The sequence below is a fragment of the Streptomyces sp. NPDC024687 genome, assembly GCF_055559055.1.
The window spans coordinates 285936-308835 of record NZ_JBVHLJ010000006.1 but is presented as its reverse complement, the minus strand read 5'-3'; the positions used below and the strand labels follow the sequence as shown (position 1 = coordinate 308835).

23 protein-coding genes are annotated in these 22900 nt (G+C 71.0%); 10 read left to right on the top strand and 13 right to left on the bottom strand.

The features are described 5' to 3' along the window. Positions 1-18 precede the first annotated feature (18 nt). Positions 19-498 carry a hypothetical protein gene (locus ACZ39I_RS24950; RefSeq protein ID WP_467246583.1) on the top strand — a complete coding sequence of 160 codons (480 nt, stop codon included), beginning with the start codon at positions 19-21 and terminating at the stop codon, positions 496-498. Here ACZ39I_RS24950 and ACZ39I_RS24945 read toward each other — a convergent pair. Genes ACZ39I_RS24945 through ACZ39I_RS24935 form a run of 3 tightly spaced genes read right to left on the bottom strand, consistent with a single transcriptional unit; the run spans position 495 to position 2825 of the window. Continuing rightward, positions 495-1280: an enoyl-CoA hydratase/isomerase family protein gene (locus ACZ39I_RS24945; protein ID WP_467246581.1), complete on the bottom strand. Its 786-nt coding sequence runs from the start codon at positions 1278-1280 to the stop codon at positions 495-497. The genes ACZ39I_RS24950 and ACZ39I_RS24945 overlap by 4 nt on opposite strands. Next, a complete protein-coding gene (locus tag ACZ39I_RS24940; protein WP_467246579.1) occupies positions 1265-1672 on the bottom strand; it encodes a Zn-ribbon domain-containing OB-fold protein in 408 nt (135 codons plus the stop codon). The genes ACZ39I_RS24945 and ACZ39I_RS24940 overlap by 16 nt, the downstream gene beginning before the upstream one ends. Position 1673: 1 nt before the next feature. After that, positions 1674-2825: a lipid-transfer protein gene (locus tag ACZ39I_RS24935; RefSeq protein WP_467246578.1), complete on the bottom strand. Its 1152-nt coding sequence runs from the start codon at positions 2823-2825 to the stop codon at positions 1674-1676. A gap of 105 nt (positions 2826-2930) precedes the next feature. On the opposite strand from ACZ39I_RS24935, the gene ACZ39I_RS24930 reads away from it, so the two are divergent. After that, the gene (locus ACZ39I_RS24930) at positions 2931-4481 is read left to right on the top strand and encodes a FadD3 family acyl-CoA ligase (RefSeq protein WP_467246577.1); all 1551 of its coding nucleotides are present in this window, start codon (positions 2931-2933) and stop codon (positions 4479-4481) included. Positions 4482-4565: 84 nt separating this feature from the next. Here ACZ39I_RS24930 and ACZ39I_RS24925 read toward each other — a convergent pair whose 3' ends face one another. Together ACZ39I_RS24925 and afsR are read right to left on the bottom strand one after the other, a co-directional pair. Further along, positions 4566-4754 (bottom strand): hypothetical protein, encoded by a 189-nt coding sequence (locus tag ACZ39I_RS24925; RefSeq protein ID WP_467246575.1) that lies wholly within the window; start codon positions 4752-4754, stop codon positions 4566-4568. Positions 4755-5288: 534 nt separating this feature from the next. Beyond that, positions 5289-8477 (bottom strand): SARP-family global regulator AfsR, encoded by a 3189-nt coding sequence (afsR, locus tag ACZ39I_RS24920; protein WP_467246946.1) that lies wholly within the window; start codon positions 8475-8477, stop codon positions 5289-5291. Positions 8478-8772: 295 nt separating this feature from the next. Here afsR and ACZ39I_RS24915 point away from each other — a divergent pair, with 295 nt between their 5' ends. From ACZ39I_RS24915 to ACZ39I_RS24885, 7 genes are all read left to right on the top strand, one after another. After that, positions 8773-10014, top strand: coding sequence for an amidohydrolase family protein (locus ACZ39I_RS24915; RefSeq protein WP_467246574.1), 1242 nt, complete (start codon positions 8773-8775; stop codon positions 10012-10014). Beyond that, the gene (locus ACZ39I_RS24910; RefSeq protein ID WP_467246572.1) at positions 10014-10928 is read left to right on the top strand and encodes an LLM class F420-dependent oxidoreductase; all 915 of its coding nucleotides are present in this window, start codon (positions 10014-10016) and stop codon (positions 10926-10928) included. Before ACZ39I_RS24915 ends, ACZ39I_RS24910 begins: the two co-directional genes overlap by 1 nt. 11 nt (positions 10929-10939) lie before the next feature. Next, positions 10940-11710: an SDR family NAD(P)-dependent oxidoreductase gene (locus ACZ39I_RS24905; RefSeq protein WP_467246571.1), complete on the top strand. Its 771-nt coding sequence runs from the start codon at positions 10940-10942 to the stop codon at positions 11708-11710. A 144-nt stretch (positions 11711-11854) separates the two neighbouring features. Beyond that, complete coding sequence (locus ACZ39I_RS24900) at positions 11855-12973, top strand: LLM class flavin-dependent oxidoreductase (protein WP_467246569.1); 1119 nt, start codon at positions 11855-11857, stop codon at positions 12971-12973. 14 nt (positions 12974-12987) lie between these two features. Then, positions 12988-14721, top strand: a complete 1734-nt coding sequence (locus tag ACZ39I_RS24895) for an N-acyl-D-amino-acid deacylase family protein (protein WP_467246567.1) — start codon at positions 12988-12990, stop codon at positions 14719-14721. Continuing rightward, positions 14718-16175, top strand: a complete 1458-nt coding sequence (locus tag ACZ39I_RS24890; protein WP_467246565.1) for an aldehyde dehydrogenase family protein — start codon at positions 14718-14720, stop codon at positions 16173-16175. Before ACZ39I_RS24895 ends, ACZ39I_RS24890 begins: the two co-directional genes overlap by 4 nt. A gap of 133 nt (positions 16176-16308) precedes the next feature. Further along, on the top strand, positions 16309-16845 hold the full coding sequence (locus ACZ39I_RS24885; protein ID WP_467246564.1) for a DUF3455 domain-containing protein: 537 nt from the start codon (positions 16309-16311) through the stop codon (positions 16843-16845). 89 nt (positions 16846-16934) lie between these two features. Here the strand turns inward: ACZ39I_RS24885 and ACZ39I_RS24880 are convergent, their stop codons facing one another. The 6 genes from ACZ39I_RS24880 to ACZ39I_RS24855 all read right to left on the bottom strand — a co-directional run bounded on the left by ACZ39I_RS24880 (position 16935) and on the right by ACZ39I_RS24855 (position 21138). After that, complete coding sequence (locus ACZ39I_RS24880; protein ID WP_467246562.1) at positions 16935-17435, bottom strand: cupin domain-containing protein; 501 nt, start codon at positions 17433-17435, stop codon at positions 16935-16937. Between the two features lie 36 nt (positions 17436-17471). Continuing rightward, positions 17472-18416, bottom strand: coding sequence for an NADP-dependent oxidoreductase (locus ACZ39I_RS24875; RefSeq protein WP_467246560.1), 945 nt, complete (start codon positions 18414-18416; stop codon positions 17472-17474). Next, positions 18413-19270 (bottom strand): helix-turn-helix transcriptional regulator, encoded by an 858-nt coding sequence (locus ACZ39I_RS24870; RefSeq protein WP_467246558.1) that lies wholly within the window; start codon positions 19268-19270, stop codon positions 18413-18415. Before ACZ39I_RS24870 ends, ACZ39I_RS24875 begins: the two co-directional genes overlap by 4 nt. A gap of 193 nt (positions 19271-19463) precedes the next feature. Continuing rightward, complete coding sequence (locus ACZ39I_RS24865; RefSeq protein ID WP_467246556.1) at positions 19464-19922, bottom strand: pyridoxamine 5'-phosphate oxidase family protein; 459 nt, start codon at positions 19920-19922, stop codon at positions 19464-19466. A 210-nt stretch (positions 19923-20132) separates the two neighbouring features. Then, a complete protein-coding gene (locus ACZ39I_RS24860; RefSeq protein WP_467246555.1) occupies positions 20133-20903 on the bottom strand; it encodes a DUF2637 domain-containing protein in 771 nt (256 codons plus the stop codon). Beyond that, positions 20893-21138, bottom strand: coding sequence for a hypothetical protein (locus ACZ39I_RS24855; RefSeq protein ID WP_467246553.1), 246 nt, complete (start codon positions 21136-21138; stop codon positions 20893-20895). Before ACZ39I_RS24855 ends, ACZ39I_RS24860 begins: the two co-directional genes overlap by 11 nt. A gap of 276 nt (positions 21139-21414) precedes the next feature. On the opposite strand from ACZ39I_RS24855, the gene ACZ39I_RS24850 reads away from it, so the two are divergent. Continuing rightward, positions 21415-21582 (top strand): hypothetical protein, encoded by a 168-nt coding sequence (locus ACZ39I_RS24850; RefSeq protein WP_467246551.1) that lies wholly within the window; start codon positions 21415-21417, stop codon positions 21580-21582. Here ACZ39I_RS24850 and ACZ39I_RS24845 read toward each other — a convergent pair. Next, on the bottom strand, positions 21579-22403 hold the full coding sequence (locus ACZ39I_RS24845; protein ID WP_467246549.1) for a helix-turn-helix transcriptional regulator: 825 nt from the start codon (positions 22401-22403) through the stop codon (positions 21579-21581). The two genes, ACZ39I_RS24850 and ACZ39I_RS24845, sit on opposite strands and share 4 nt — an antisense overlap. Before the next feature lie 69 nt (positions 22404-22472). Next, positions 22473-22865, bottom strand: coding sequence for a nitroreductase/quinone reductase family protein (locus ACZ39I_RS24840; protein WP_467246548.1), 393 nt, complete (start codon positions 22863-22865; stop codon positions 22473-22475). Positions 22866-22900 lie beyond the last annotated feature (35 nt).

Here is a 22900-nt window from a genome sequence, read left to right as displayed (position 1 = left end):
CGCCGTTAGAGTGATCACATGCATACACGGGGGCGCGTTCTCAAGTTCACGGCTGTGTCGGTGCTGGTGGTCCTGTCGCTGACGGGGTTCTCCACCGGCCACAAGAGCAGCGGCCGGCACAAGAGCAGTCACAGCGACAGTGACAGCGGCGGTGGCTGCAGCAGCTCCCGCCAGAAGCACGACAGCTACACACCGCGCACGACCAGCACCCGCAGCAGCAGCTCGGCACTCGAGGACGGCACCGCGCGCGTGGTGCGCTGCGCGACGAAGGCGATCCCCTACGCGACGGTCGAGGTCACCAACCCGAACAGCCGCCAGGCCACCTTCGAGGTCGAGTTCGCCTTCGCGGACGCGGCGGGCAAGGCGCTGAGCTCGCAGACCAAGCAGATCACCGTCCCCGCGAGGGGCACGTCGAACGTCCAGGTGAAGGCGAGCCAGTCCGTCCTGGCCGAGCTCGACTACTGCCAGGCAGAGCCGGAAGCCGACCTGGTGCGCTAACGCACCCGGAATCCGGACTGCCGGGAACGGAACAGCTCCGCCTGCCGGTCCGGCGGGAGGTTCCCGAGCGCGACGAGGTGCGCCGCCTGCGCGAAGCCCTGTGCCACGGCGGCCTCCTTGGCCGCCCAGAGCGCGCGGACCGTGCCCTGCACCCCTTCCGTCGGATACCCGGCGATGATCTCGGCGGCGGCGGTCGCGGCCGCCAACGCCCCGCCCGGCTCGGTGAGTTCGGTGACGAGCCCGATGGCGTGGGCGCGCTCGGCGGAGAGCCGTTCCGCCGTTCCCATCAGCGCGAGCCGCGCGGCCTCTCCATGGGGCATGACCTGCGCCATGAGCACCGACTCGTAGGCGCTGACCATGCCGTAGGTGGTGTGCGGGTCGAAGAAGGTGGCGGCCGGGTCGGCGACGAGGAAGTCGCTCTCGCCCAGGAGGTAGAAGGCGCCCCCGCAGGCCATCCCGTTCACTGCGGCGACGACCGGCTTCCAGAGGTCGTTGGACTTGGGTCCGGCACGCAGGAGCGGATCGTCCGCCATGTAGGGAGAGTTGGGCTGCGGAACCTCGGCGTCCCGGTCCAGGCCCGTGCAGAAGGCCCGCTCCCCGGCGCCGGTCAGGACCACGGCTCGAACGGAGTCGTCGAAGCGCAACTCCCGCCAGGCGGCGATGAGTTCGTCCCGCATGTCCAGGTCGATGGCGTTCAGTCGGTGCGGCCGGTCGAGGGTGACGACGGCGACGCCGGTGTCCTTGTCGGCGGTGACCCTGAGGCCCCTCACGCCGGCACCCACTGCGGCATCCCGTCCGAGAACACCACGTGCACCCGGGCGCCGATACGGATCCGGCCCGGATCGAGGGAGTTGACGGGCGCCCCGGCCACGGCGACCAGATTGCCGACCAGCCGTATCCGGGGAGCCTCCTCCAGCTCGACCACGACCACGTTGTACGGCACCAGCGCCGCGTAGTCGGGCAGGAGGGGCGGGTGCGGGACGACGTAGGACCAGATCCGGCCGCGCCCGGAGACCGGGCGCCACTCCTCGGCGAACGACTGGCAGTGCGGGCAGCAGGGCCGGGGCGGGAAGCGGAGTTCGCCGCAGTCGGCGCAGGCCTGGACGCGCAGTTCGCCCCGGGCCGCGTACTCCCAGAAGGGGGCGCCCGTGGCGTCCTTCACCGGTTCGAGCATGTCAGCTCCTGTTGGTCAGCAGCAGGGCGGAGGTGGGGACGCCCTCGCCGGCGGTGACGAGGCAGGTCGTGGCGTCCGGCACCTGCGCGGTGCTGGTTCCGCGCAGCTGCCGTACGCCCTCGTCGATGAGGTTGAAGCCGTGCACGTACGCCTCGGACAGCCCCCCGCCGCCGGTGTTGATCGGCAGCCGTCCGCCGGTCTCCAGGGCGCCGCCCTCCGTGAAGGCGCCGCCCTCACCGCGACCGCAGAAGCCGTAGCCCTCCAGGGAGAGCGGGACGAGGGAGGTGAACGCGTCGTAGATCTGGGCCACGTCGACGTCCTGCGGGGTGAAGTCGGCGTTCTTCCACAGGTGTCGGGCGGCGGTCCAGGCAGGCCCGGTGAGCGGGTCGTCGTTCCAGTAGTTGACCATGCCGTGGTGCTGGGCGGGCAGGCCCTGGGCGGCGGAGTGGACGTAGACGGGGGTGGTGGGGCAGTCCCGGGCGCGCTCCCTGCTGACCAGCACACACGCCAACGCCCCGTCCGTCTCCAGGCAGTTGTCGAAGAGGCACAGAGGCTCGCTGATCCAGCGGGAGGTCATGTACATCTCGCGGGTCAGGGGGCGGTCGTACATGATCGCGGCGGGGTTCTGGTTGGCGCGGTTGCGGCAGGCGAGGGCGACGTTGAAGAGGTGGTCGCGGGTGGCGCCGTACTCGTGCATGTAGCGGCGGGTGAGCATGGCGATCTCGTCGGCGGGCCGGAGCAGGCCGAAGGGTCTCGTCCACTGGGCCGGGGTGGGGAGCTGGACGGTGGTGTTGGTCCAGGGGCGGGGGCCGGAGCCGCGCTTGCGCGACCGCCAGGCGACACCGACGCTCGCCTGGCCGCTCGCGATGGCCGCCGCGAGATGGGCGACCGTCGCGCACGAACCGCCGCCGCCGTAGCCGACCTTGCTGAAGAAGGTGAGGTCGCCGAGGCCGACGGCCTTCGCCAGCTCGACCTCGTCCGTCTCCTCCATGGTGTACGAGGCCAGGGCGTCGACCTCGCCGGGCGCGATCCCGGCGTCGTCGAGGGCGGCGAGAACGGCCCGGCAGGCCAGGGTCCTTTCGTCCTCGGCGAGGTGTTTGGCGAACGGGGTCCGTCCGATACCGACGATCGCCGTGGCGTCCTTGAGGGTCACGCTGCACGCACCTCCGCACACTGTGAGGCCTGCTGACAGCCCGTCAGGCTACAGCTAATCTGACGGGTAGTCAGCTAACGCGTTTCCGCTTTCGGGGAGGCCGATGTGGAGTGGCGGAGCATCCCGGAGCTGGTCGCCCGGGCCGCGCAGCGGTACGCCGCCACGGAGGCGGTCGTGGAGGGCCGCAACCGGGTCACGTACGGCGAGTTGGGCGCCCGCGTGGAGCGGGCGGCGGCCGCGTGCATCGCGAACGACGTACGGCCGGGCGACCGGGTGGCCGTCTGGGCCCCCAACTCCCTGGACTGGATGGTCTCGGCGCTCGGCGCGGTGTCGGCCGGGGCGGTCCTGGTCCCCCTCAACACCCGCTTCAAGGGCACCGAGGCCGCGGACGTGCTGCGCAGGAGCGGGACCCGGCTGCTGTTCGTCACCGGCACCTTCCTGGGCACCTCGTACGTGGCGTCCCTGCGCCGGGCGGTCGCCCAGGGACCGGGACTGCCGGAGCTGGAGCAGGTGGTGGTGCTGTCGGACGACGCCCCCGCCGACTACCGCACCTGGAAGGACTTCCTGGCCAGCGGGGACGGGGTCGGTCAGGCGGAGGTGCGGGCGAGGGCTTCGGCCGTCGAGGGGTCCTGGCCCTCCGACATCGTCTTCACCTCCGGGACGACGGGCCGCCCCAAGGGCGCGGTGATCACCCACGAACAGACCCTGCGGGCGTACGACGTCTGGTGCGAGCTGGCCGGGCTGCGGCACGGCGACCGCTACCTGATCGTGAACCCCTTCTTCCACACCTTCGGCTACAAGGCCGGAGTGATCGCCTGTCTCATGCGCGGGGCGACGATGATCCCGCAGCCGGTGTTCAACGTGGACACCGTGCTGGCGAACATCGCGGCGGAACGGGTCTCGGTGCTGCCGGGCCCGCCCACCCTCCACCAGTCGCTCCTGGACCATCCGGCGCGCGATTCCCACGACCTGTCCGCGCTGCGCCTGGTGGTGACGGGCGCGGCGGTGGTGCCGTTGCGTCTGGTGGAGCAACTCCACGGCGAACTGGGCGTGGAGACGGTCCTGACCGCGTACGGCCTCTCGGAGGCGAGCGGCATCGTGACCATGTGCCGGCGCGGAGACCCGCTGCCGGTGATCGCGTCCACGTCCGGACGGGCCATCCCGGGGACGGAGGTGCGGGTAGAGGCGCCGCCGGGGGAGCCCGGTGAGGTCCTGGTCCGCGGCTTCAACGTGATGCGCGGCTACTACGAGGACGAGGCGGCCACGGCGGAGGCGGTGACGGAGGACGGCTGGCTGCGCACGGGGGACATCGGTGTCCTGGACGCCTCCGGGAACCTGCGGATCACCGACCGGCTGAAGGACATGTTCATCGTCGGCGGCTTCAACGCCTACCCGGCGGAGATCGAGCAACTCCTCGGCCTGCACCCGGCGGTGGCCGACGTGGCGGTCGTCGGCGTGCCCGACGCCCGGCTCGGCGAGGTCGGCAGGGCGTACGTGGTCCGTCGCCCGGGCTCGGTCCTCACCGCCGACGACCTGATCGCCTGGGCCCGCCGGGAGATGGCGAACTACAAGGTGCCCAGGTCGGTGGAGTTCGTGGCGGGGCTGCCCAGGAACGCGAGCGGGAAGGTGGTGAAGGGGGAGCTGCGGCGGCCCTGAAGGACCCGTCCCCGGACACGCCTCGGCCGCGACGGCTCCCCCTCCGCGCCGCCGCGGCCGATCCCCGTGCGTGGAAAGTCCTTGTCAGGCCTTCTCGTCCGTGGCGTGGTTGTCGAGCGGCTTGACCGTGCCGTCCGTCGTGCCGGCGGCCAGGGTGACGACCTTCTCGGCGCCGGTGGCGTGGTTGTCGAGCGGCTTGAGCTCGTCCTCGGTCCCCGTGGCGTGGTTGTCGAGCGGCTTGACCGTGCCGTCCTGCTTCTCGGTTGCACTCATGGGTGGTGACTCTCCCGTTGGTGTGATGGGCCGATGCCCGCCCGGCGACTCCCCCGAGGGCCGCCGGACGGGCATGTCAGGGTCGGTAACCCTAGCGATGGAGACCACCGCTGACCCGTCTGCCCCCCGACGCGACGGATCGACACCCTGAGGGTGCCGCGCGGCGATAAACGAACGATGAACGCCCGCCCGCCGCACGCCCTGCACGGTGGCCGACGGGGCGGGTGAGCGGGAGTTGCACGCGGGGGCATGCCACGTCTGTCGGCGGGGTGAGAGGGCGTCGGATGTCGGCCGCGCCCTGTGCTGGAGTCGGACGCGGGGGCCTGCCGCTCCTGTCGGTGGGGTGGGCGAGGGGTGGACGCCGGAGGGCTGCACGGTGGCCGACGGGGCGGGTGAGCGGGAGTTGCACGCGGCATGCCGCGTCTATCGACGGGGTGAGGGGCGTCGGGTGTCGGTCGCGCCCTGTGCTGGAGTCGGACGCGGGGGCCTGCCGCCTCTGTCGGCGCCGTGGGCGAGGGGCAGGGCGCCGGCGGGCTACACGGTGGCCGACGGGGTGAGGAGGAGCCGTACGTCGGTGGCCTCCGGCGAGTCCAGTTGCTCGAAGATGCCGAGCGCCTCCTGCCAGCACGCCTGTGCCCGGCCGGGCTGTCCGAGCCCGCTGAGGGCTCGGCCGAGGACCGTGAGGACGTTGCCGCGCCGCCACTCGCCGCCGATGCCCCGCAGTACGGCCAGGGCCTGCTCGGTGAGGGCGGCGGCCTGCGCGGGCCGGTGGCCGGCGAGGTGCGCCTCGGCGAGCCGGAAGAGGGTCATGCCCTCCCACAGCCGCTGCCGGCTGTCGCGGAACACCTCGAGCGCCTCCGTAAGCCGGTCCACGGCCGCTTCGAGGCGTCCCTGCCCGGTGAGCGCCAGGCCCAGCGCGTAACGGCCGTTCGCCCCGCGCAGCGTGTGCCCCAGCCGGTCGTAGATGACGATGCCCTGCTGGGCGAGTTCCACGGCGCTGGTGCTCTGCCCCATGGCCAGCCGGATACGGGAGAGGTTGCACAGCGCGCTGGCCTCGCCCGCGAGGTTCCGGTCGAGCCGGAAGCTCTCGATGGCCTCCTTCAGGTACGCCTCGCCCTCGGGGTGGCGCCCCTGGTAGAGCGCGATGATGCCGCGGTCGTTGGCGGCCCAGCAACGGGGCGCCAGGTCGTCCGCCGCACGGGCGAGGTCCATGGCCAGCCGGGCCTCCGCGTCGGCCTGCTCGAAGCGGCCGGCGACGAGATGGACGTTGGTGAGCGTGGTGAGCGCACGCGCGCGGCTGCGCGGGTCGTCCGCCGCGTCGGCCGCGTCCCGCAGGGCGACGGCGGCGACCTCGTACTGCTTCGCGTTGGCCCCCGACTCGGCCAGGTCCTTCGCCACCCACAGCAGATCCACCGCGCGCCGCAGCAGGGCCCCCTTGGCGCACTGCTGGACGAAGGCGAGCAGGGCGTTGGCCTCCGCGTACAGCCAGTCCTGGGCGGTGTGGCGGTCCTCGAAGGACAGTCCGGGGTAGCGGATCTCCTCCAGGTGCTCCACCAGCCGGTCGCCGGGCCGCTCGATGGCGTACACGGCCGCCGCGGTCGCGAGATAGAAGTCAAGCAGCCGCGACAGCGCGGCCTCCCGCTCGCTGGGCGGCCACTCGTCCCGCTCGGCGCACGCACGCGCGTAGAGCCGTACGAGATCGTGGAACCGGTAGCGGCCGGGCGCCGCCGATTCCAGCAGGGAGGTGTCGACGAGGGCCTCCAGGAGGTCCTCGGTGTCCTCGACGGGCAGGTCCAGTACGGCGGCGGCCGCGGCCAGCGAGATGTCCGGCCCGTCGGCGAGGCCCAGCAGGCGGAAGGCGCGGGCCTGGGCGGGCTCCAGCTGGCCGTAGCCGAGCTCGAAGGTGGCCTTCACGGCGAGGTCGCCGGCCTGCAACTCGTCCAGCCGCCGCCGCTCGTCCGCGAGCTTCGCCGCGAGGACGGACACCGTCCAGGTGCGGCGGGCCGCGAGGCGGGAGGCGGCGATACGGATGGCGAGCGGGAGGAAGCCGCAGGCGGCGACCACGTCGAGGGCGGCCTTGCGCTCGGAGGCGACCCGCTCCGTGCCGACGATCTTCGTGAACAGCTGGAGTGCCTCGTCGGGGGACATGACGTCCAGGTCGACGAGGTGGGCCCCGGCGAGGTCGACCATCCGCACCCGGGAGGTCACCAGGGCCGCGCAGCCTTCCGTGCCCGGGAGCAGGGGCCGTATCTGGGCCGCGTCGCGTGCGTTGTCGAGCAGGACGAGGATCCGGCGGCCGTCGAGGACCGAGCGGTACAGGGCGGCCCGTTCCTCCAGGGAGTCGGGGATCGAGGAGTCGGCGGTGCCGAGGGCTCTGAGGAAGGCGCCGAGGACCGTCTCCGGGTCGGCGGCCCGGGCGCCGGCGCCCTGGAGGTCGACGTAGAGCTGCCCGTCGGGGAAGGCGGCACGGGACTGGTGGGCCACGTGCACGGCCAGCGTGGTCTTGCCGACGCCGCCGATGCCGGCCAGCGCGGAGACCGCCATCACGCGGCCCTCGGAGCCGGAGGCGAGCACTTCGCTCAGTTCGTTGACGAAGGAGGCGCGGCCGGTGAAGTCCGGGACGGTGGCCGGGAGTTGGGCGGGGCGGACGGGGGCGGCGACCGGTTCGGGCTGCGGGGAGGAGGGTTCCGCGAGGCCGGGGTCGGCCTGGAGGATGCGCTGCTGGAGCTCGCGCAGGCCGGGGCGGGGGTCTACGCCGAGTTCGTCGGCGAGCAGGCGGCGGGTGTCGGCGTAGACCGCGAGGGCCTCGGCCTGCCGGCCGCTGCGGTAGAGGGCGAGCATGAGGAGTTCCCTGAGCCGCTCGCGCAGGGGGTGCTCGGCGGTGAGGGCGGTGAGCTCGGAGACCGCCTCCGCGTGGCAGCCCTGCTCCAGGTCCATGTCGAGGCGGGTCTCCAGGAGTTGCAGCCGCCACTCCTCCAGCCGCACGCGCTGTGCCTCGGCGTACGGCCCGGGCACGCCCGCGAGCACCTCGCCGTCCCACAGCCCCAGTGCCCGGGTCAGGATCTCCCGCGCGTGGCACAGGTCTCCGGCGCTCCTGGCCTTCTCCGCCCGGGTGGCGAGTTCCTGGGCGGCGGCGAGGTCCAGCGCGTCCTCGCCGAGCCCGCGGATCGCGTACCCGCCGGACTCGCTGACCAGGATCCCCGGGTCGAGGATCTTGCGGAGCCGCGAGGCGTACGTACGCACAGCGGCCAGCGCCTGCTCCGGCGGCTCCTCGCCCCACAGGGCGGAGATCAGCTCGGCGGCGGTAGCGGTACGGCCCTCACGCAGCAACAGAGCGGCGAGCAGGGCACGTTGCTGGGGCGACCCGGTGTTCAGCAGTTCCGCTCCGCGCCAGGCCCGCACCGGCCCGAGCACGCAGAAGCGCAACGGGGCGGGCGTCGTCTCGGGCGTGGCGTGCTGTGCGGCTGCGGCTGCGGGGCTGGTGTGTTGCCCGGCCTCCGTCGCGGAGCCCGTGCCCTCCCCGGCCCTCGCGGCGGGGCTCGTGTGGTGCCCGGCTGCGGTCACGGGGTGGGTGTGTTGCCCGGCGCCCGCGGCGGGGTTCGTGTGTTGGCCGGCGTCCGCCAGGGACCCCGTGTCCTGCCCGGCTCCGCCCGCAGGGCTCGTATGTTGTCCGGCGCCCGCCGCAGGGCTCGCGGACTGCCCAACCCCCGCCACAAACCCCACGTCCTCCCCCGCCCCCGCCAAGAACCCCACGTCCTCCCCGGCCCCCGTCGAGGCGCCGGAACGTCTCTGCTCCGGCACTCGCGGTGCACCGTCCATCGCCGTCCCCCTAGGGCCTGTTCACAACCCCGTCAGTCTGCCTTGTCCGCGGCGGCTGCGTCAGCTGTGGAGAGGCTGATCACAGGAGGACGCGCGGGAAGTCACAAGGCCCTCACCGGCCGTTCGCACACTTCCGCACAGGAACCGTCTCCATCGGCCGCCGTACACGGAGCTGACGGGCCGTCAGATCGGCGCTACCGTGAGCGGCATGGAGACCACGACGGCACTTCCGAAGATCATTTCCGTCGACGACCACACGGTGGAGCCCTCCGACGTCTGGCAGAACCGGCTCCCGAAGAAGTACCTCGACACCGGCCCCCGCACGGTCCGCGCCCCGCTCAAGGAGATCAGCTTCCTGGGCGGCCGTTTCAAGCCCGTGATGGGCGCCCCGGGTGACGACGGACCCCTCGGCGACTGGTGGCTGTACGAGGGACTCCAGCGCCCCCTCACCCGCCTCGACACCGCGGTCGGTTACAGCAGGGACGAGATCAAGCTGGAGGTCATCACCTACGAGCAGATGCGCCCGGGGTCGTACGACGTCCCCGCCCGTCTCGCCGACATGGACGTCAACCACGTCCAGTCGGCCGTCTGCTTCCCGACCTTCCCCCGCTTCTGCGGCCAGACCTTCACCGAGGCCAAGGACCACGACCTGGGCCTGCTGTGCGTCCAGGCCTACAACGACTGGATGGTGGAGGAGTGGTGCGGCCCCGACGCGCAGGGGCGCCTCATACCGCTCACCCTCATCCCGCTCTGGGATGCCGAGCTCGCCGCCGCCGAGGTACGCCGCAACGCCGCCCGCGGCGTCCGTGCCGTCGCCTTCTCCGAGATACCCCCGCACCTGGGCCTGCCCTCCGTCCACTCCGACGACTGGGACCCCTTCCTCGCCGCCTGCGACGAGACCGGCACGGTCATCGCGATGCACATCGGCTCCAGCAGCCGTATGCCCTCCACCTCCGCCGACGCCCCGCCCGCCGTCGGCTCCACCATCACCTTCGCCAACTGCTGCTTCTCGATGGTCGACTGGCTGATGAGCGGCAAGTTCGAGCGCTTCCCGAACCTCAAGGTGATGTACGCCGAGGGCCAGATCGGCTGGATCCCCTACATCCTCGAGCGCGCGGACGTGGTGTGGGAGGAGAACCGTGGGTGGGGCGGGGTCGCCGACAAGGTCCACCGCCCGCCGTCCGAACTCTTCACCGAGCACGTCTACGGCTGCTTCTTCGACGACGCCTTCGGGCTGAGGAACCTCGGCGCGATCGGCGTGGGGAACGTGCTGTACGAGACCGACTACCCCCACTCCGACTCCACTTGGCCGAAGTCCCGCGAGGTCGGCGAGGCCCAGATGGGGCACCTGGACGCCGACGTGGTGGAGCGGATCGTCCGCGGCAACGCCATCGAGCTGCTCGGGCTCACCCCGGACGGCCTCTGGGGCGGCCCGAAGTGATGGAGTACGGCATCCAGCTCCCCGTCCAGTCCCAGTCCACGATCTACGCCGAACCCTGGGAGGCCGGCGCCGGTCCGGAGGACCTCGTCGAGGTGGCCCGGGCCGCCGACCGTGCCGGGTTCGCGTACATCGCCGCCTGCGACCACGTGGCGATCCCGCGCCGCCTCGCTCCCGCGATGAGCACGGTCTGGTACGACCCGGTCGCCACCCTCGCCCACCTGGCGGCCGTGACCGAACGCGTGCGCCTGCTGAGTCACGTGGCAGTGGTCGGGCTGCGGCACCCCCTGCTCACCGCCAAGCAGTACGCCACCCTCGACCATCTCAGCGGCGGGCGGCTGATCCTCGGTGTCGGCGCGGGACATGTGCAGGAGGAGTTCGAGGCGCTCGGGGTCGACTTCGCCGGGCGCGGGGCCGTCCTCGACGAGTCGATCGACGCGCTGCGCACAGCCCTCGGCCCCGACGAGTTCCCCGAACACCACGGCAAGTTCTACGACTTCGAGGGCCTCGGCCAGCGTCCGAGGCCCGCGCAGTCCCGCGTACCGGTGTGGGTCGGCGGGTCCTCCCCGGCCGCCGTGCGCCGGGCCGCCCTCAAGGGCGACGGATGGCTGCCCCAGGGCGACCCCCGCGACCGGCTGCCCGCGCAGATCGAGCGGATACGTCGGCTGCGGGCGGAGGCCGCCCGCGAAGGGCCGTTCAGTGTCGGGGCCATCGCCGAGCCGCTCCACCTCGGCACGCCCACGTGGGACGTCGGCCGTCGCACGCTCAGCGGCGGCCCCGACGAGCTCGCCGAGTCCCTGCGCGCCTACCGCGCGATGGGCGTGGACCAGATCCAGGTGCGCTTCCGCAGCCGCGGCCGTACCGAACTCATCGACCAGATTGCGGCGTTCGGCGCCGACGTCGCCCCCCACCTCTGAGGAGCCACCGCATGGGCAAGCTGGACGGACGTGTCGTGCTCGTCACCGGAGCGGCGCGCGGGCAGGGCGAGCAGGAGGCCCGGCTGTTCCGGGAGGAGGGCGCCGAGGTCGTCGTGGGCGATGTGCTGGACGAGCAGGGGAAGTCGCTCGCTGAGGAGATCGGCGCGCTGTACGTCCACCTGGATGTGAGCCAGGAGGCCGACTGGCGGCGGGCGACCCAGGCCGTCGTCGAGGAGTACGGACGCATCGACGGGCTCGTCAACAACGCCGGTATTCTGCGCTTCAACTCCCTCCTGGACACCCCGCTCGACGAGTTCATGCAGATCGTGAACGTCAACCAGGTCGGCTGCTTCCTCGGCATCAGGACCGTCGGGCCGGTGCTGTCCGACGGGGGCACGATCGTCAACACGGCCTCCTACACCGGGGTGACCGGGATGGCGGGCGTGGGCGCCTATGCGGCCTCCAAGCACGCGATCCTCGGCCTCACCCGGGTCGCCGCGCTGGAGCTGGCGCCGCGCGGCATCCGGGTCAACGCCATGTGTCCCGGGGCCGTCGACACCGCGATGTCCAACCCGGCCGTCCTGGACCCGTCCGCGGACGCCGAGGAGGCGTCCCGGGGACTCGACCGGTTCTACCGCAAGCTCGTGCCGCTGGGCCGGATCGGGCGGCCGGAGGAGGTGGCGGCGCTCGCGCTGTTCCTGACCTCCGCCGACTCCTCGTACATCACCGGCCAGCCCTTCGTGATCGACGGCGGCTGGCTCGCCGGGGTCTCCGTCATCTGAGGCTCTCGCGACCATCTGACTGGCCATCAGCTATTGACGCTGTATGCGCCCGGTGCCACAGTCGGCGGCAGATCAGCAATCTGACGGAGCGTCAGAAACAGTCGCGAACAGACTTCGGGAACAGACTGGGGACGGTGAACCTCCTTGGAATTCGGGCTCTTTGTACAGGGATACGTGGGCAAGCGCGCAGAGACCGACCCGCTGGCCGAGCACAAGGCGCTGATGGAGGAGACCGAGTACGTCATCCAGGCGGACCGGTCCGGCTTCAAGTACGCCTGGGCGTCCGAGCACCACTTCCTGGAGGAGTACTCGCACCTCTCCGCCAACGACGTGTTCCTCGGGTACCTCGCGCACGCGACCGAGCGGATCCATCTCGGCTCCGGGATCTTCAACCCGCTCGCCCAGGTCAACCACCCCGTGAAGGTCGCCGAGAAGGTGGCCATGCTCGACCATCTCACCCGGAACCGCTTCGAGTTCGGCAGCGGGCGCGGGGCCGGGTCGCACGAGATCCTCGGGTTCATACCGGGCGTGACCGACATGAACTACACCAAGGAGATCTGGGAAGAGACCATCGCCGAGTTCCCCAAGATGTGGCTCCAGGACGAGTACACCGGCTTCCAGGGCAAGCACTGGCAGCTGCCGCCGCGCAAGGTCCTGCCCAAGCCGTACGGCAAGTCGCACCCCGCGATGTGGTACGCCGCCGGGTCGCCGCCGTCCTACGCGATGGCCGCGCGCAAGGGGCTCGGGGTGCTGGGCTTCAGCGTGCAGAAGGTCTCCGACATGGAGTGGGTGCTGGAGCAGTACAAGACGGCGGTGGTCGACGCCGAGCCGATCGGGGACTTCGTCAACGACAACGTGATGGTGACGACGACGGCGATCTGCGCGCCGACGCACGCCGAGGCGATCGACATCGCCGTGCGCGGGGACCTGCACTACCTGCCGTCCCTGGTCTTCCGGTACCACGACACCTTCCCGCGGCCCGAGGGCTTCCCGGTGTGGCCGGAGACCCTGCCCGAGTACACCGCGGAGTTCGTCGAGCTGCTCATCGAGGAGGAGCTGCTGATCTGCGGGGACCCGGACGAGGTGGTCCGGCAGTGCAAGCGCTGGGAGCAGGCCGGGGCGGACCAGCTGAGCTTCGGGCTGCCGGTGGGGGTGCCGAAGGAGGAGACGCTGCAGACGATCCGGCTGATCGGGGAGCACGTGATCCCGAAGATCGACACGGATCCGGTGCATCGGACGACCCGGTTCCGCGAATCCGTCTGAGGGGGTTCGGTGCCATGCTCGATCACGTCATCAAGGGGGCGACCGTCGTCGACGGGACCGGGGCGCCCGCCTTCACCGCCGACGTCGGCATCCGGGACGGTCGTATCGCCGTGATCGGCCAAGGGGTCACCGAAGACGCCCGCACCGGCGAGGACGCCACGGGGCTCGTCCTCGCCCCCGGGTTCGTCGACCCCCACACCCACTACGACGCCCAGCTGTTCTGGGACCCGTACGCGACGCCCTCCCTCAACCACGGGGTCACCACGGTCGCCGCCGGGAACTGCGGCTTCACCCTGGCGCCGCTGAACCCGGACCGCCCGGACGACGCCGACTACACCCGCCGGATGATGTCCAAGGTCGAGGGGATGTCGCTGGTCGCCCTGGAGGAGGGCGCACCGTGGAGCTGGCACTCCTTCGGCGAGTACCTGGACGCGCTCGAAGGCCGGATCGCGGTCAACGCCGGTTTCATGGTGGGCCATTGCGCGTTGCGGCGGTACGTCATGGGACCGGACGCCGTCGGAGGGCAGCCGTCCGAGGAGCAACTCGCGGCGATGCTGCGGCTGTTCCACGAGGCCATGGACGCCGGCGCCTGGGGGTTCTCCACCACCCAGTCGTCCACGCACTCCGACGGGGACGGAAAGCCCGTGGCGTCCCGGCACGCGCTGCCCGCCGAACTCCTGGCCCTGTCCCGGGCCGTCGCGGAGCACGAGGGGACCCAGATCGAGGCGATCGTCGCCGGGTGCCTCGACCAGTTCAGCGATGCCGAGATCGACCTGTTCGTGGAGATGAGCGCGGCGGCCGGACGACCGCTCAACTGGAACGTGCTGACCATCGACTCGTCCGTGCCGGAGCGGGTGCCGAGGCAGCTGTTCGCGAGCGAGCAGGCGAGGAAGGCGGGCGGCCGGGTCGTGGCGTTGACCATGCCGATCCTCACCCCGATGAACATGTCCCTGGGCACCTTCTGCGCGCTGAACCTCATCCCCGGCTGGGGCCCGGTCCTCGCGCTCCCCGTCCCCGAGCGGATCGAGAAGCTCCGCGATCCGGACGTACAGAAGGAACTGCTCCGGCAGTCCCAGGCCAAGGAGGCGGGCGTCTTCCGGCGGCTGACCAACTTCGGGCGGTACGTCATCGGCGACACCTACAGCGAGGCCAACCGCGGGCTCAGCGGGCGGGTCGTGGAGGACATCGCGGCCGAGCGCGGGCAGCAGCCGTTCGCCGCGCTGGTCGAGATCTGCGCGGCCGACTCCTTGCGTACGGTCCTGTGGCCCATGCCCACCGACAACGACCCGGCGTCCTGGGCGATGCGCGCCGAGGCCTGGCAGCACGAGGACGTCCTGCTCGGCGGGTCCGACGCGGGCGCGCACCTGGACCGGATGTGCGGGGCGCCGTACACGACCCGCTTCATCGGGGACTGTCTGCGCGGACGGAAGCTGACCTCCCTGGAGCAGGCGGTGAAGATGCTCACCGACGACCCGGCCCAGCTGTTCGGGCTGCGCGAGCGCGGGCGGATCCAGGAGGGCTTCCATGCGGACCTCGTGCTCTTCGACCCGGAGCGCATCGCCGCGGGCACGGCCACCCTGGTGCACGACCTGCCGGGTGACAGCCCGCGGCTGGACTCCAAGGCGATCGGGATACGGGCCGTGTGGGTCAACGGGGTCGAGGCGATCCGGGACGACGTGGTGAGCGGGGCCGTACCGGGCCGGGTGCTGCGGTCGGGGCGGGACACCCGGACGGTGAGCACCAGGTGAGTACGCCGGAGGAGCAACGGCTGTTCGTCGGCGGCGAGTGGGTGGAACCGGACGGCGGGCACTACGCCGTGGCCGATCCGGCCGCCGAGGAGACCGTCGGGTGGGCTCCGGAGGCCTCGCGGGATCAGGTGCACGCGGCCTGCGCCGCGGCCCGCGAGGCCTTCGGGCCGTGGTCGCGCACGGCGCCGGGGGAGCGGGCGGCGATCCTCGCCCGCGCCGCCGACCTCATCCGCTCCCGCCTGGTCCCGTACGCCGAACTCGCCCGGGCCGAGACCGGCGCGACGACCGCCACGGCCCGCGCGATGCAGGTCGGTGTCGCCGCCGCACGCTTCCGGCGGTACGCGCAGGTCGAGCCCGCCGAGTGGGCGATTCCGCCGCAGATCAACGAGGCCGGGCCGATGGGGCGGGCCGCGGTGATGGGCGCGCTGGCCGTCCGCCAGCCGGTCGGGGTCGTCACCTGCATCACGTCGTACAACAACCCCTGGGCGAACCCGGCGGGCAAGATCGCCCCCGCGCTGGCCATGGGCAACACGGTGGTCGTGAAGCCCGCCCCGCAGGACCCCCTCTCCGTGTACCGGATGGCGGAGGCGCTGGAGGCGGCCGGGGTACCGCGCGGGGTCGTGAACGTGGTCAGCGGGCGCGCGGTGGAGGTCGGCGAGGCCGCGGTCGACTCACCGGACGTCGACATGGTCAGCTTCACCGGCTCCACCGCGGTCGGACAGCGCATCGGCGAGGTGTGCGGGCGGTCCATGAAACGGCAGCTGATGGAGCTGGGCGGAAAGGGCGCGGCACTCGTCTTCGAGGACGCGGACCTCGGGTCGGCCGTGGCCGGGATCGGGACCACCTTCTCCTTCTACAGCGGACAGATCTGCACGGCACCGACCCGGGTACTGGCGCAGCGGGGGGTGTACGAGCGGCTGGTGGAGAGGCTGGCCGCGTATGCCGGGCGGCTGAAGGTGGGGGATCCCCGGGAACCGGACACCGTCGTCGGCCCGGTGATCTCCGCCGCGCACCGGGAGCGGGTGGAGTCGTACGTCGAACTCGGCCGCAAGGAGGGTGCCGAGGTGGTCGCGGGCGGCGAACGGCCCCTGTGCGAGCGGGGGTTCTACGTCGCTCCGACCCTTCTGGCGGGCTGCGGTGCGGAGATGAGGGTCGTCCGCGAGGAGATCTTCGGCCCGGTCGTGACCGTGACGCCCTTCGACGACGAGGAGGAGGGGATCGCGCTCGCCAACGACAGCGACTACGGCCTCATCGACTACGTCTGGTCGGCGGACGTGGCCCGCGCCTTCCGCGTGGCACGGCGGCTGCGGGCCGGGGGAGTGGGCGTCAACACGGTCGGCCGCAACATGGAGGCACCGTTCGGAGGCTTCCGCAGCAGCGGGGTCGGACGGGACTGCGGCTCGTACGCGCTGCACGCCTACAGCGAGGTGCAGTCGATCGTCTGGCCGGGGTGAGCGGGTCTCCGGGACGGAGTTCGGCCAACTGGCCGGTAACCCTCGGGTGGGCCCGTAGAGTCCCGGACCGGAGGGCGGCGGTATCGATGTCGCCGCCCTGACCGACAGTCAAAATCCCCCCCGGAGAACCGACTTGAAGCTCACCAAGCGACTCGTTCTGACCACGGCCGGCCTCGCCGCCGCGACGGCCCTGTTGGGCACGACCACCGGTTACGCGACCCCCTCGGAACCCGCGCCGAAGCCGGTGAAGGCCCCCGCGGCACTCAAGGTGCCCGACGGCAACAAGCTGACCGGCGTGTACCCCGCCCGGGGCGTGCAGACGTACACCTGCACCGACGGTGCCTGGAAGCTCCTGGAGCCGGCCGCCACCCTGTCGGACCGGAGAGGCCGTACGGTCGCCCTGCACTCCCGTGGCCCCGTCTGGGTCTCCACGGTGGACGGCAGCGCGGTGAACGCCACGGCGATCGCCAACTCTCCGAAGACCGGCACCATCCCCGAGCTGCTGCTCCAGGCCACCGCGACCCGGGGTGCGGGCGTCTTCGGGGGCGTCTCCTACATACAGCGCCTGAACACCACCGGCGGTGTGGCCCCGGCCACCGCCTGCACCGGAACGGACCAGGTGAGCGTGGCGTACACGGCGACGTACGCCTTCTACAAGCCGGCGAAGTGACGCGGGTGAGTCTCTGAGCGGCGCGGCGGTGGCTCCCCGTTGGCGCGGGGCCGCCGCCGTGCCGCCGCCTGCTCAGGTGCTCCCGCCACTCACAGGAACTCGCTCCGGTAGGTCGAGGCCAGTTCGGCCGCACGGCGGCGGCGCTCCGCGAGCTCGTCCTGTGACAGCTGCGGCGGCGGCGCGTCCTTGCCCGCGACGACGTCGCCGATGCGCGTGAAGTACTCGTCCTGGCCGGCGGGGGTGCACATGCACAGCATGCGGGCCGGCGCACCCGAGGCGTTGCGGAAGTTGTGCGGGGCGTTGGCCGGGATGTTGACCGTGGACCCGGCCCGTACGGTGTGCTTCTCGCCGCGGAAGGTGAACTCGATCTCGCCTTCGAGGATCGTGAACATCTCCTCGAAGTCGTGCCGGTGCGGCGGCGGGCCGCCGCCGTCGGGGACACGCATGTCGATCAGGCAGTACCGGCCGTCGGTCTGCTCGCCGGTGACCAGCATGGCGTACGTGTTGCCCACCAGGGAGATGTACGTGGTGCCGGGGTCGTCGGGGTCCGCCACGGTCAGCGAGCGGGACGGGTCGTCGTCGGGGATCATCGAAGTCGTCTCCTTCAAGGGACGGTCGGGTGAGGATCAGGCGCCGGGCGCGGCGATGACGACCTTGCCGTGCAGCTCGCCGGCGGCGGCCCGCGTGTGGACGGTCGGCAGCTCCGCCAGCGGCACCCGCTGCGCCACGTCGACACGCAGCTCGCCCGAGTCGACCAGCGCCACCAGCCGCGCCAGCTGTTCGGCGTCGCTGTCGACGAACAGGTCGATGCCGCGCACGCCGCGCTGTTCGTCGCTGGGCGCGGGCATCCACACCGTGGTGTTCACCAGCACTCCTCCGGAACGGATCAGGGTGAGCAGCGCGGCCAGTCGCGCAGGGTCGATCGGCGCGAGGTTGAGTACGACGTCCACCGGCTCGGTCACCGCCGCGGTCACCTCGGTGACGGTGTGGTCGACGACCTCGTCGGCACCCGCCGTCGCGACCTGCTCCCTGCTGCGCGGACCGGCCGTGGCGATGACGTACGCGCCGGCGTTCTTGGCGAGCTGCACGGCGTAACCGCCGACCGCGCCGCCCGCGCCGTTGATGAACACACGCTGCCCCGGCGCCAGCTTCGCGTGGTCGAACAGGGCCTGCCAGGCGGTGAGCCCCACCAACGGCAGCGCGGCGGCGTCGGGCAGCGGGATGCTCCGGGGCGCGGGCGTCAGTATCCCGGCCGGAGCCACCACGTACTCCGCGGCGGCACCGGCCCCCGTCATCGGCAGGAAGCCGACGACCTGATCGCCGATCTCGAGGCCGGTCACGCCCTCGCCCAGCGCGTCGACCGTCCCGGAGACGTCGATGCCGGGAGTGTGCGGCAGCGTCACCGGGATGGGGCCCTGCATGAAGCCGCCGCGGATGTTGCCGTCGACACCGTTGAACGAGGTCGCGGCGACCCGGATCAGGACCTGGCCCGCGCCGGGTACGGGCTGCTCGACGTCCTCGTACCGCAGGACGCTCGGGTCGCCGAACTCGTGGAAACGTACTGCCTTCATGGGAAGTCCTTTCGAAGCACTGTCGGGTCATGCCGTGCCTGACCGCCCACGGCGGGCAGGAGTTGGAGCTTTTCGTAGCTGGGTGTGGCGGAGAAGACGAGGAGTTCCTGGGCCGGGTCGGGGTCGATCAGGCGCTGGCAGTACAGCTCCAGTTCGCCCAGCTCGGGGTGGCGGTAGCGCTTGAGGTCGTGGTGGTGGGTGACGTCCACCTCGTGCAACCGCCAGACCTCGGCGAATTCGGCGCTGGTGGCCAGGAGCGCCGCGACGATCTCGCCGGCCCGGCCCTCGGGGTCCGCGGTGTACACCGTCCGCAGGTCGACGGTGAAGACCCTGCCTCGTAGGTCGTGGTCCTCGGCGGGGTAGAGCTCGCGTTGTGCGGGGTCGGTGAACCAGCGGTAGACCAGGTAGCGGGACATTCCGCTGAAGCGGGTGTAGTCACCGAGCAGAGCGATGGCCGGACGGGTCTGCAGCAGCGTCTCGCTGAGCCGGGACATCACCAACGCCGGTGTGTCCGCGAGGCGTTCGACGATGCGCATCAGGGTGGGGCTGACGTGATCCTCGCGCAGGACCCGACGTGGCGCCGAGTGCCCGGCGAGGTCGAAGAGGTGGTCGCGTTCGCTGAGGCTGAGGTGCAGGCCTCGGGCGAGCCCGGCGAGCACCTGCTCGGACGGGATCGGGCCGCGCTGCTGCTCGATCCGGCTGTAGTAGTCGACCGACATCCCGGCCAGCGCGGCGACCTCTTCGCGCCGCAGCCCGCCGGTACGGCGCCGGGGCCCGCGGGGAAGCCCCACGTCCTCCGGTTGCAGCACCTCCCGGCGTGCCCGGAGGAAGTCGGCCAGCAGCGCCCGGTCCATCTCAGCCTCCCTTGTTCGACTGAGCAAGCGTGGCGTTGATCAGAACCCGGATGAAGGCCTGACTTATCCACGGACAAGTTGTCCGTGGCAGAGGAAGGGGGTGCGGGCAGAGGTGACTCCCTGGTGGTCAGTCACCGGCTCGTGGCGAGTCCGCGACACAGCCAGGGAGCACCGGCTTCCTCTCCGATGTGTCCTAGCCGTCGATGTCGAGCGCTGTTCCGTACAGTCGGTCCACCTTCAAGCGGATGACCACTCGGCGCTCGGCAACCAACTGCTCCAAAAACGCGTCGACGTTCTCCGGCCTCGCGGCCTGCGGGATCATTCCGAGCAGTTCCCGGCCCACCGCATCGCCAGGAACCGTCGTGATTCCCGAGACCTCGGCCTCGCCTTCGGCGACGGCGAACGACCACACGTCGCCGCCCTGCACATGCAGTGAGGCACGCGGATCGCGCCGCAGGTGCCCGACCTTGATGCGGTCGGCCGTCGTGGAGAACCGCACGATGCGGGCCTCGGCATCCCAGCTGTACAGCATGGTGGTCAGGTGGGGATGGCCACTGCGCTTGACGGTGGCGAGCGTGCCGAACTGCTGCTTGCCCAGCAGGTGGGAGAGGGCTGCGTCGGACAGTGGGCGAGGCGCTGGTCCTGGAGTCATGACGTGATCAACGTCCTTAACCGTCCAGCAATTTCGTAGGACTGCGTGTCCCGCCTGGGCCTAGTCCTGTACGGCTGAGAGGAGTTGGAGTTTCTCGTAGCTGGGTGTGCGTTCGCCCAGCTCGGGATGGCGGTAGCGCTTGAGGTCGTTGTGGTCTCGTGCCGCCGTCAGACCTTGGCGAACTCGGGGCTGACCTCCAGCACCATGCCGCTAGCGGCGGTGGCGCCGCGTGCCCTGTCGTGGTGGCAGGGTCAGCGTGATTTGCCGGACGAGTTGCTGGAAGCATGTGAGGGAGGCGAGGGCCGGCAGACAAGCGCCGGCGATACCGGTGACGGTTCTGTCTGCCTGAGCCACGCACAGCATTATCGCGACGGAGGAGAACAGCAGAACGATGCACCACGAGTGCACGGCTCGGCGTTGATGCAGGGCGGTCCGGAGGATGGAGAGTGAGGCCACCATCCAGGGGCCGTACACGAGAAGGGGCCACGACGGGGCCATGGCGCCCCCCGTCCCGGTGGTGATGTTCTGCAGAGGCCTGTAGGCCACCATGCCGCCGAAGACGTTGACCATCGCCACGATGACGGCAACGAGCGCGACGATGGCGAAGCTGCCGGTCTGCAACCACTTGAGCCGGGCTTTGCGGACGTTGAGCTTCCGGTGCCCGGCGGAGGACCGTCGAATGGGCGGCAGTTGAGCGGTGATCTGCGCCAGGTTCTCCATCGGGTCGGTGAAGGCACCGCCGGATTCGGGCTCGCTGCGAGGTTGCGGGATCCTGGCCGCCTGCTCCGCCGGAACAGCCTCCTGCAGAAGGTAGGCGAGTTCCTCGACCGGGTCCCAGCCTCCGGCGGGTGCGGTCAGGGGAACTCCCGAGTGCACGCCGTCGGCATGTCCCCCGTCCCAGGCAGTACCCGGCCCGTACGAGTACGCGTCGGAGTAGTACTCCCGCTGCGCAAAGGCTGGATCGACATAGTCATGATTCACGAAAATGCGACCCGTCATGCTGTACGCGGCGGCCGGAGTTCCCCTGACCGTTCCATCGTGCATTGAGTTCCTCCTGGAGTTCCTCCAGCAGGACGAGGAACTCCCGAAGCAGTGGCTCGGTGACCTGACGTCCGAAGTGCGTGTCGCCCTTGACCACCGGGCCCTGTGCCGTCACCGCCGCGCATTCCGCACCGGGCTGGAAAGTGTACTTCCCCACTGTCAGATCGCTGGCCACAGAAATATTATCCGTCCCCGTGGTACGCCGGGGCAGGCCTTGGGTCCTTGCTGTCGTCATATTCCGATAACGCGGCTCCGCTCCTTCAGGGCGTGCGGCAAACGAGTGACATTGCGAAGGCGGAAAACCCGAGAAAAGGTTCCTTGATCAATTGCACTACGCGTCTGACTCTGTACCTTATTAGTCGATAAATTCTTCTTCTCGACTCCGTTTGAGGAGTAAATAGGATTCGCCGCCGGTGCAACTGCAAGGTCGCCGAACGGATCGTCACACCACGTGATCGCCGAATTGCTGACCCTGATCTTGCCCAGGCAGGTCATCACCACGGTGCCCGCCCGCGAGTCATTTGGGACGCGCGCAGATGCTGTCGTGGCGTCGGCCGGGTGTCAGCAGAAGCGCGAGGGTGAGTTCATGGCGACGCATCGCATCACCCCGCACCCCTAGTCCTTCACTGTGGACAGGAGTTGGAGTTTCTCGTGGCTGGGTGTGCCGGGGGTGGCGGAGAAAACGAGGAGTTCCTGGGCCTGGTCGGGGTCGATCAGGCGCTGGCAGTACAGCTCCAGTTCGCCCAGCTCGGGGTGGCGGTAGCGCTTGAGGTCGTGGTGGTGGGTGACGTCCACCTCGTGCCGCCGCCAGACCTCGGCGAACTCGGGGCTGACCTCCAGCAGTGCGGCGACGATCTCGCCGGCGGTTCCCTCGGGGTTCGCCGTGTACGCCGCCCGGATCTCCGCGGTGAAGACCCTGCCTCGTAGGTCGTGGTCCTCGGCGGGGTAGAGCTCGCGTTGTGCCGTGTCGGTGAACCAGCGGTAGACCAGGTAGCGGGACATTCCGGTGTAGCGGGTGTAGTCGCCCAGCAGGGCCACCGCCGGCTGATTCTGCAGCAGCGTCTCGTTGAACCGGGACATCACCAACGCGGGTGTGTCCGCGAGGCGTTCGACGATGCGCATCATGGTGGGGCTGACGTGATCCTCGCGCAGCTGCCGTCGTGGCGCCGAGTGCCCGGCGAGGTCGAAGAGGTGGTCGCGTTCGCTGAGGCTGAGGTGCAGGCCCCGGGCGAGCCCGGCGAGCACCTGCTCGGACGGCATGGGACCGCGCTGCTGCTCGATCCGGCTGTAGTAGTCGACCGACATCCCGGCCAGCGCGGCGACCTCTTCGCGCCGCAGTCCGCCGGTACGGCGCCGGGGCCCGCGGGGAAGCCCCACATCCTCCGGTTGCAGCACCTCCCGGCGCGCGCGGAGGAAGTCGGCCAGCAGCGCCCGGTCCATCCTTCTCTCATCCTCCGCGAACGAGCCACACGCCGAGGGATGTCCGGTCGGCGAATCCACCGTATCCCTTCACCGGTCCAGATCCACCCGCACGGTCAACTGCCCGACCCCTATGGCCCGTACCGCCGCGCTGTTCATCCGTGGCAGCGAACGCAGCCGTACGGCGGTGTCGTCGTCCGGCATGAGATGGGCGGTCCCGGTGTGCCACCGCCCCCGGATGCGCACCCGTACCCGCGGATCGGCCTTGATGTTGCGGACGTACTGCGACCGCTCGCCGAACTCGGAGACCAGCCAGAAGGACCCGCCGACCCGCTTGCCGCCGACCGGGGTCCTGCGGGGCAGGCCCGAGGTGCGGCCGGTGGTCTCCAGGACGGTCTGAAGGGGCAGTCGGCGCATGATCGGGTTGAAGCGGCGCTGAAGGGCCGTGACGGCCCGGTACTTGCGTTCGGCGTCGGAGGACATGGGTGGTGAGACTCCTGTCTCTGGGCTTCGTGCCG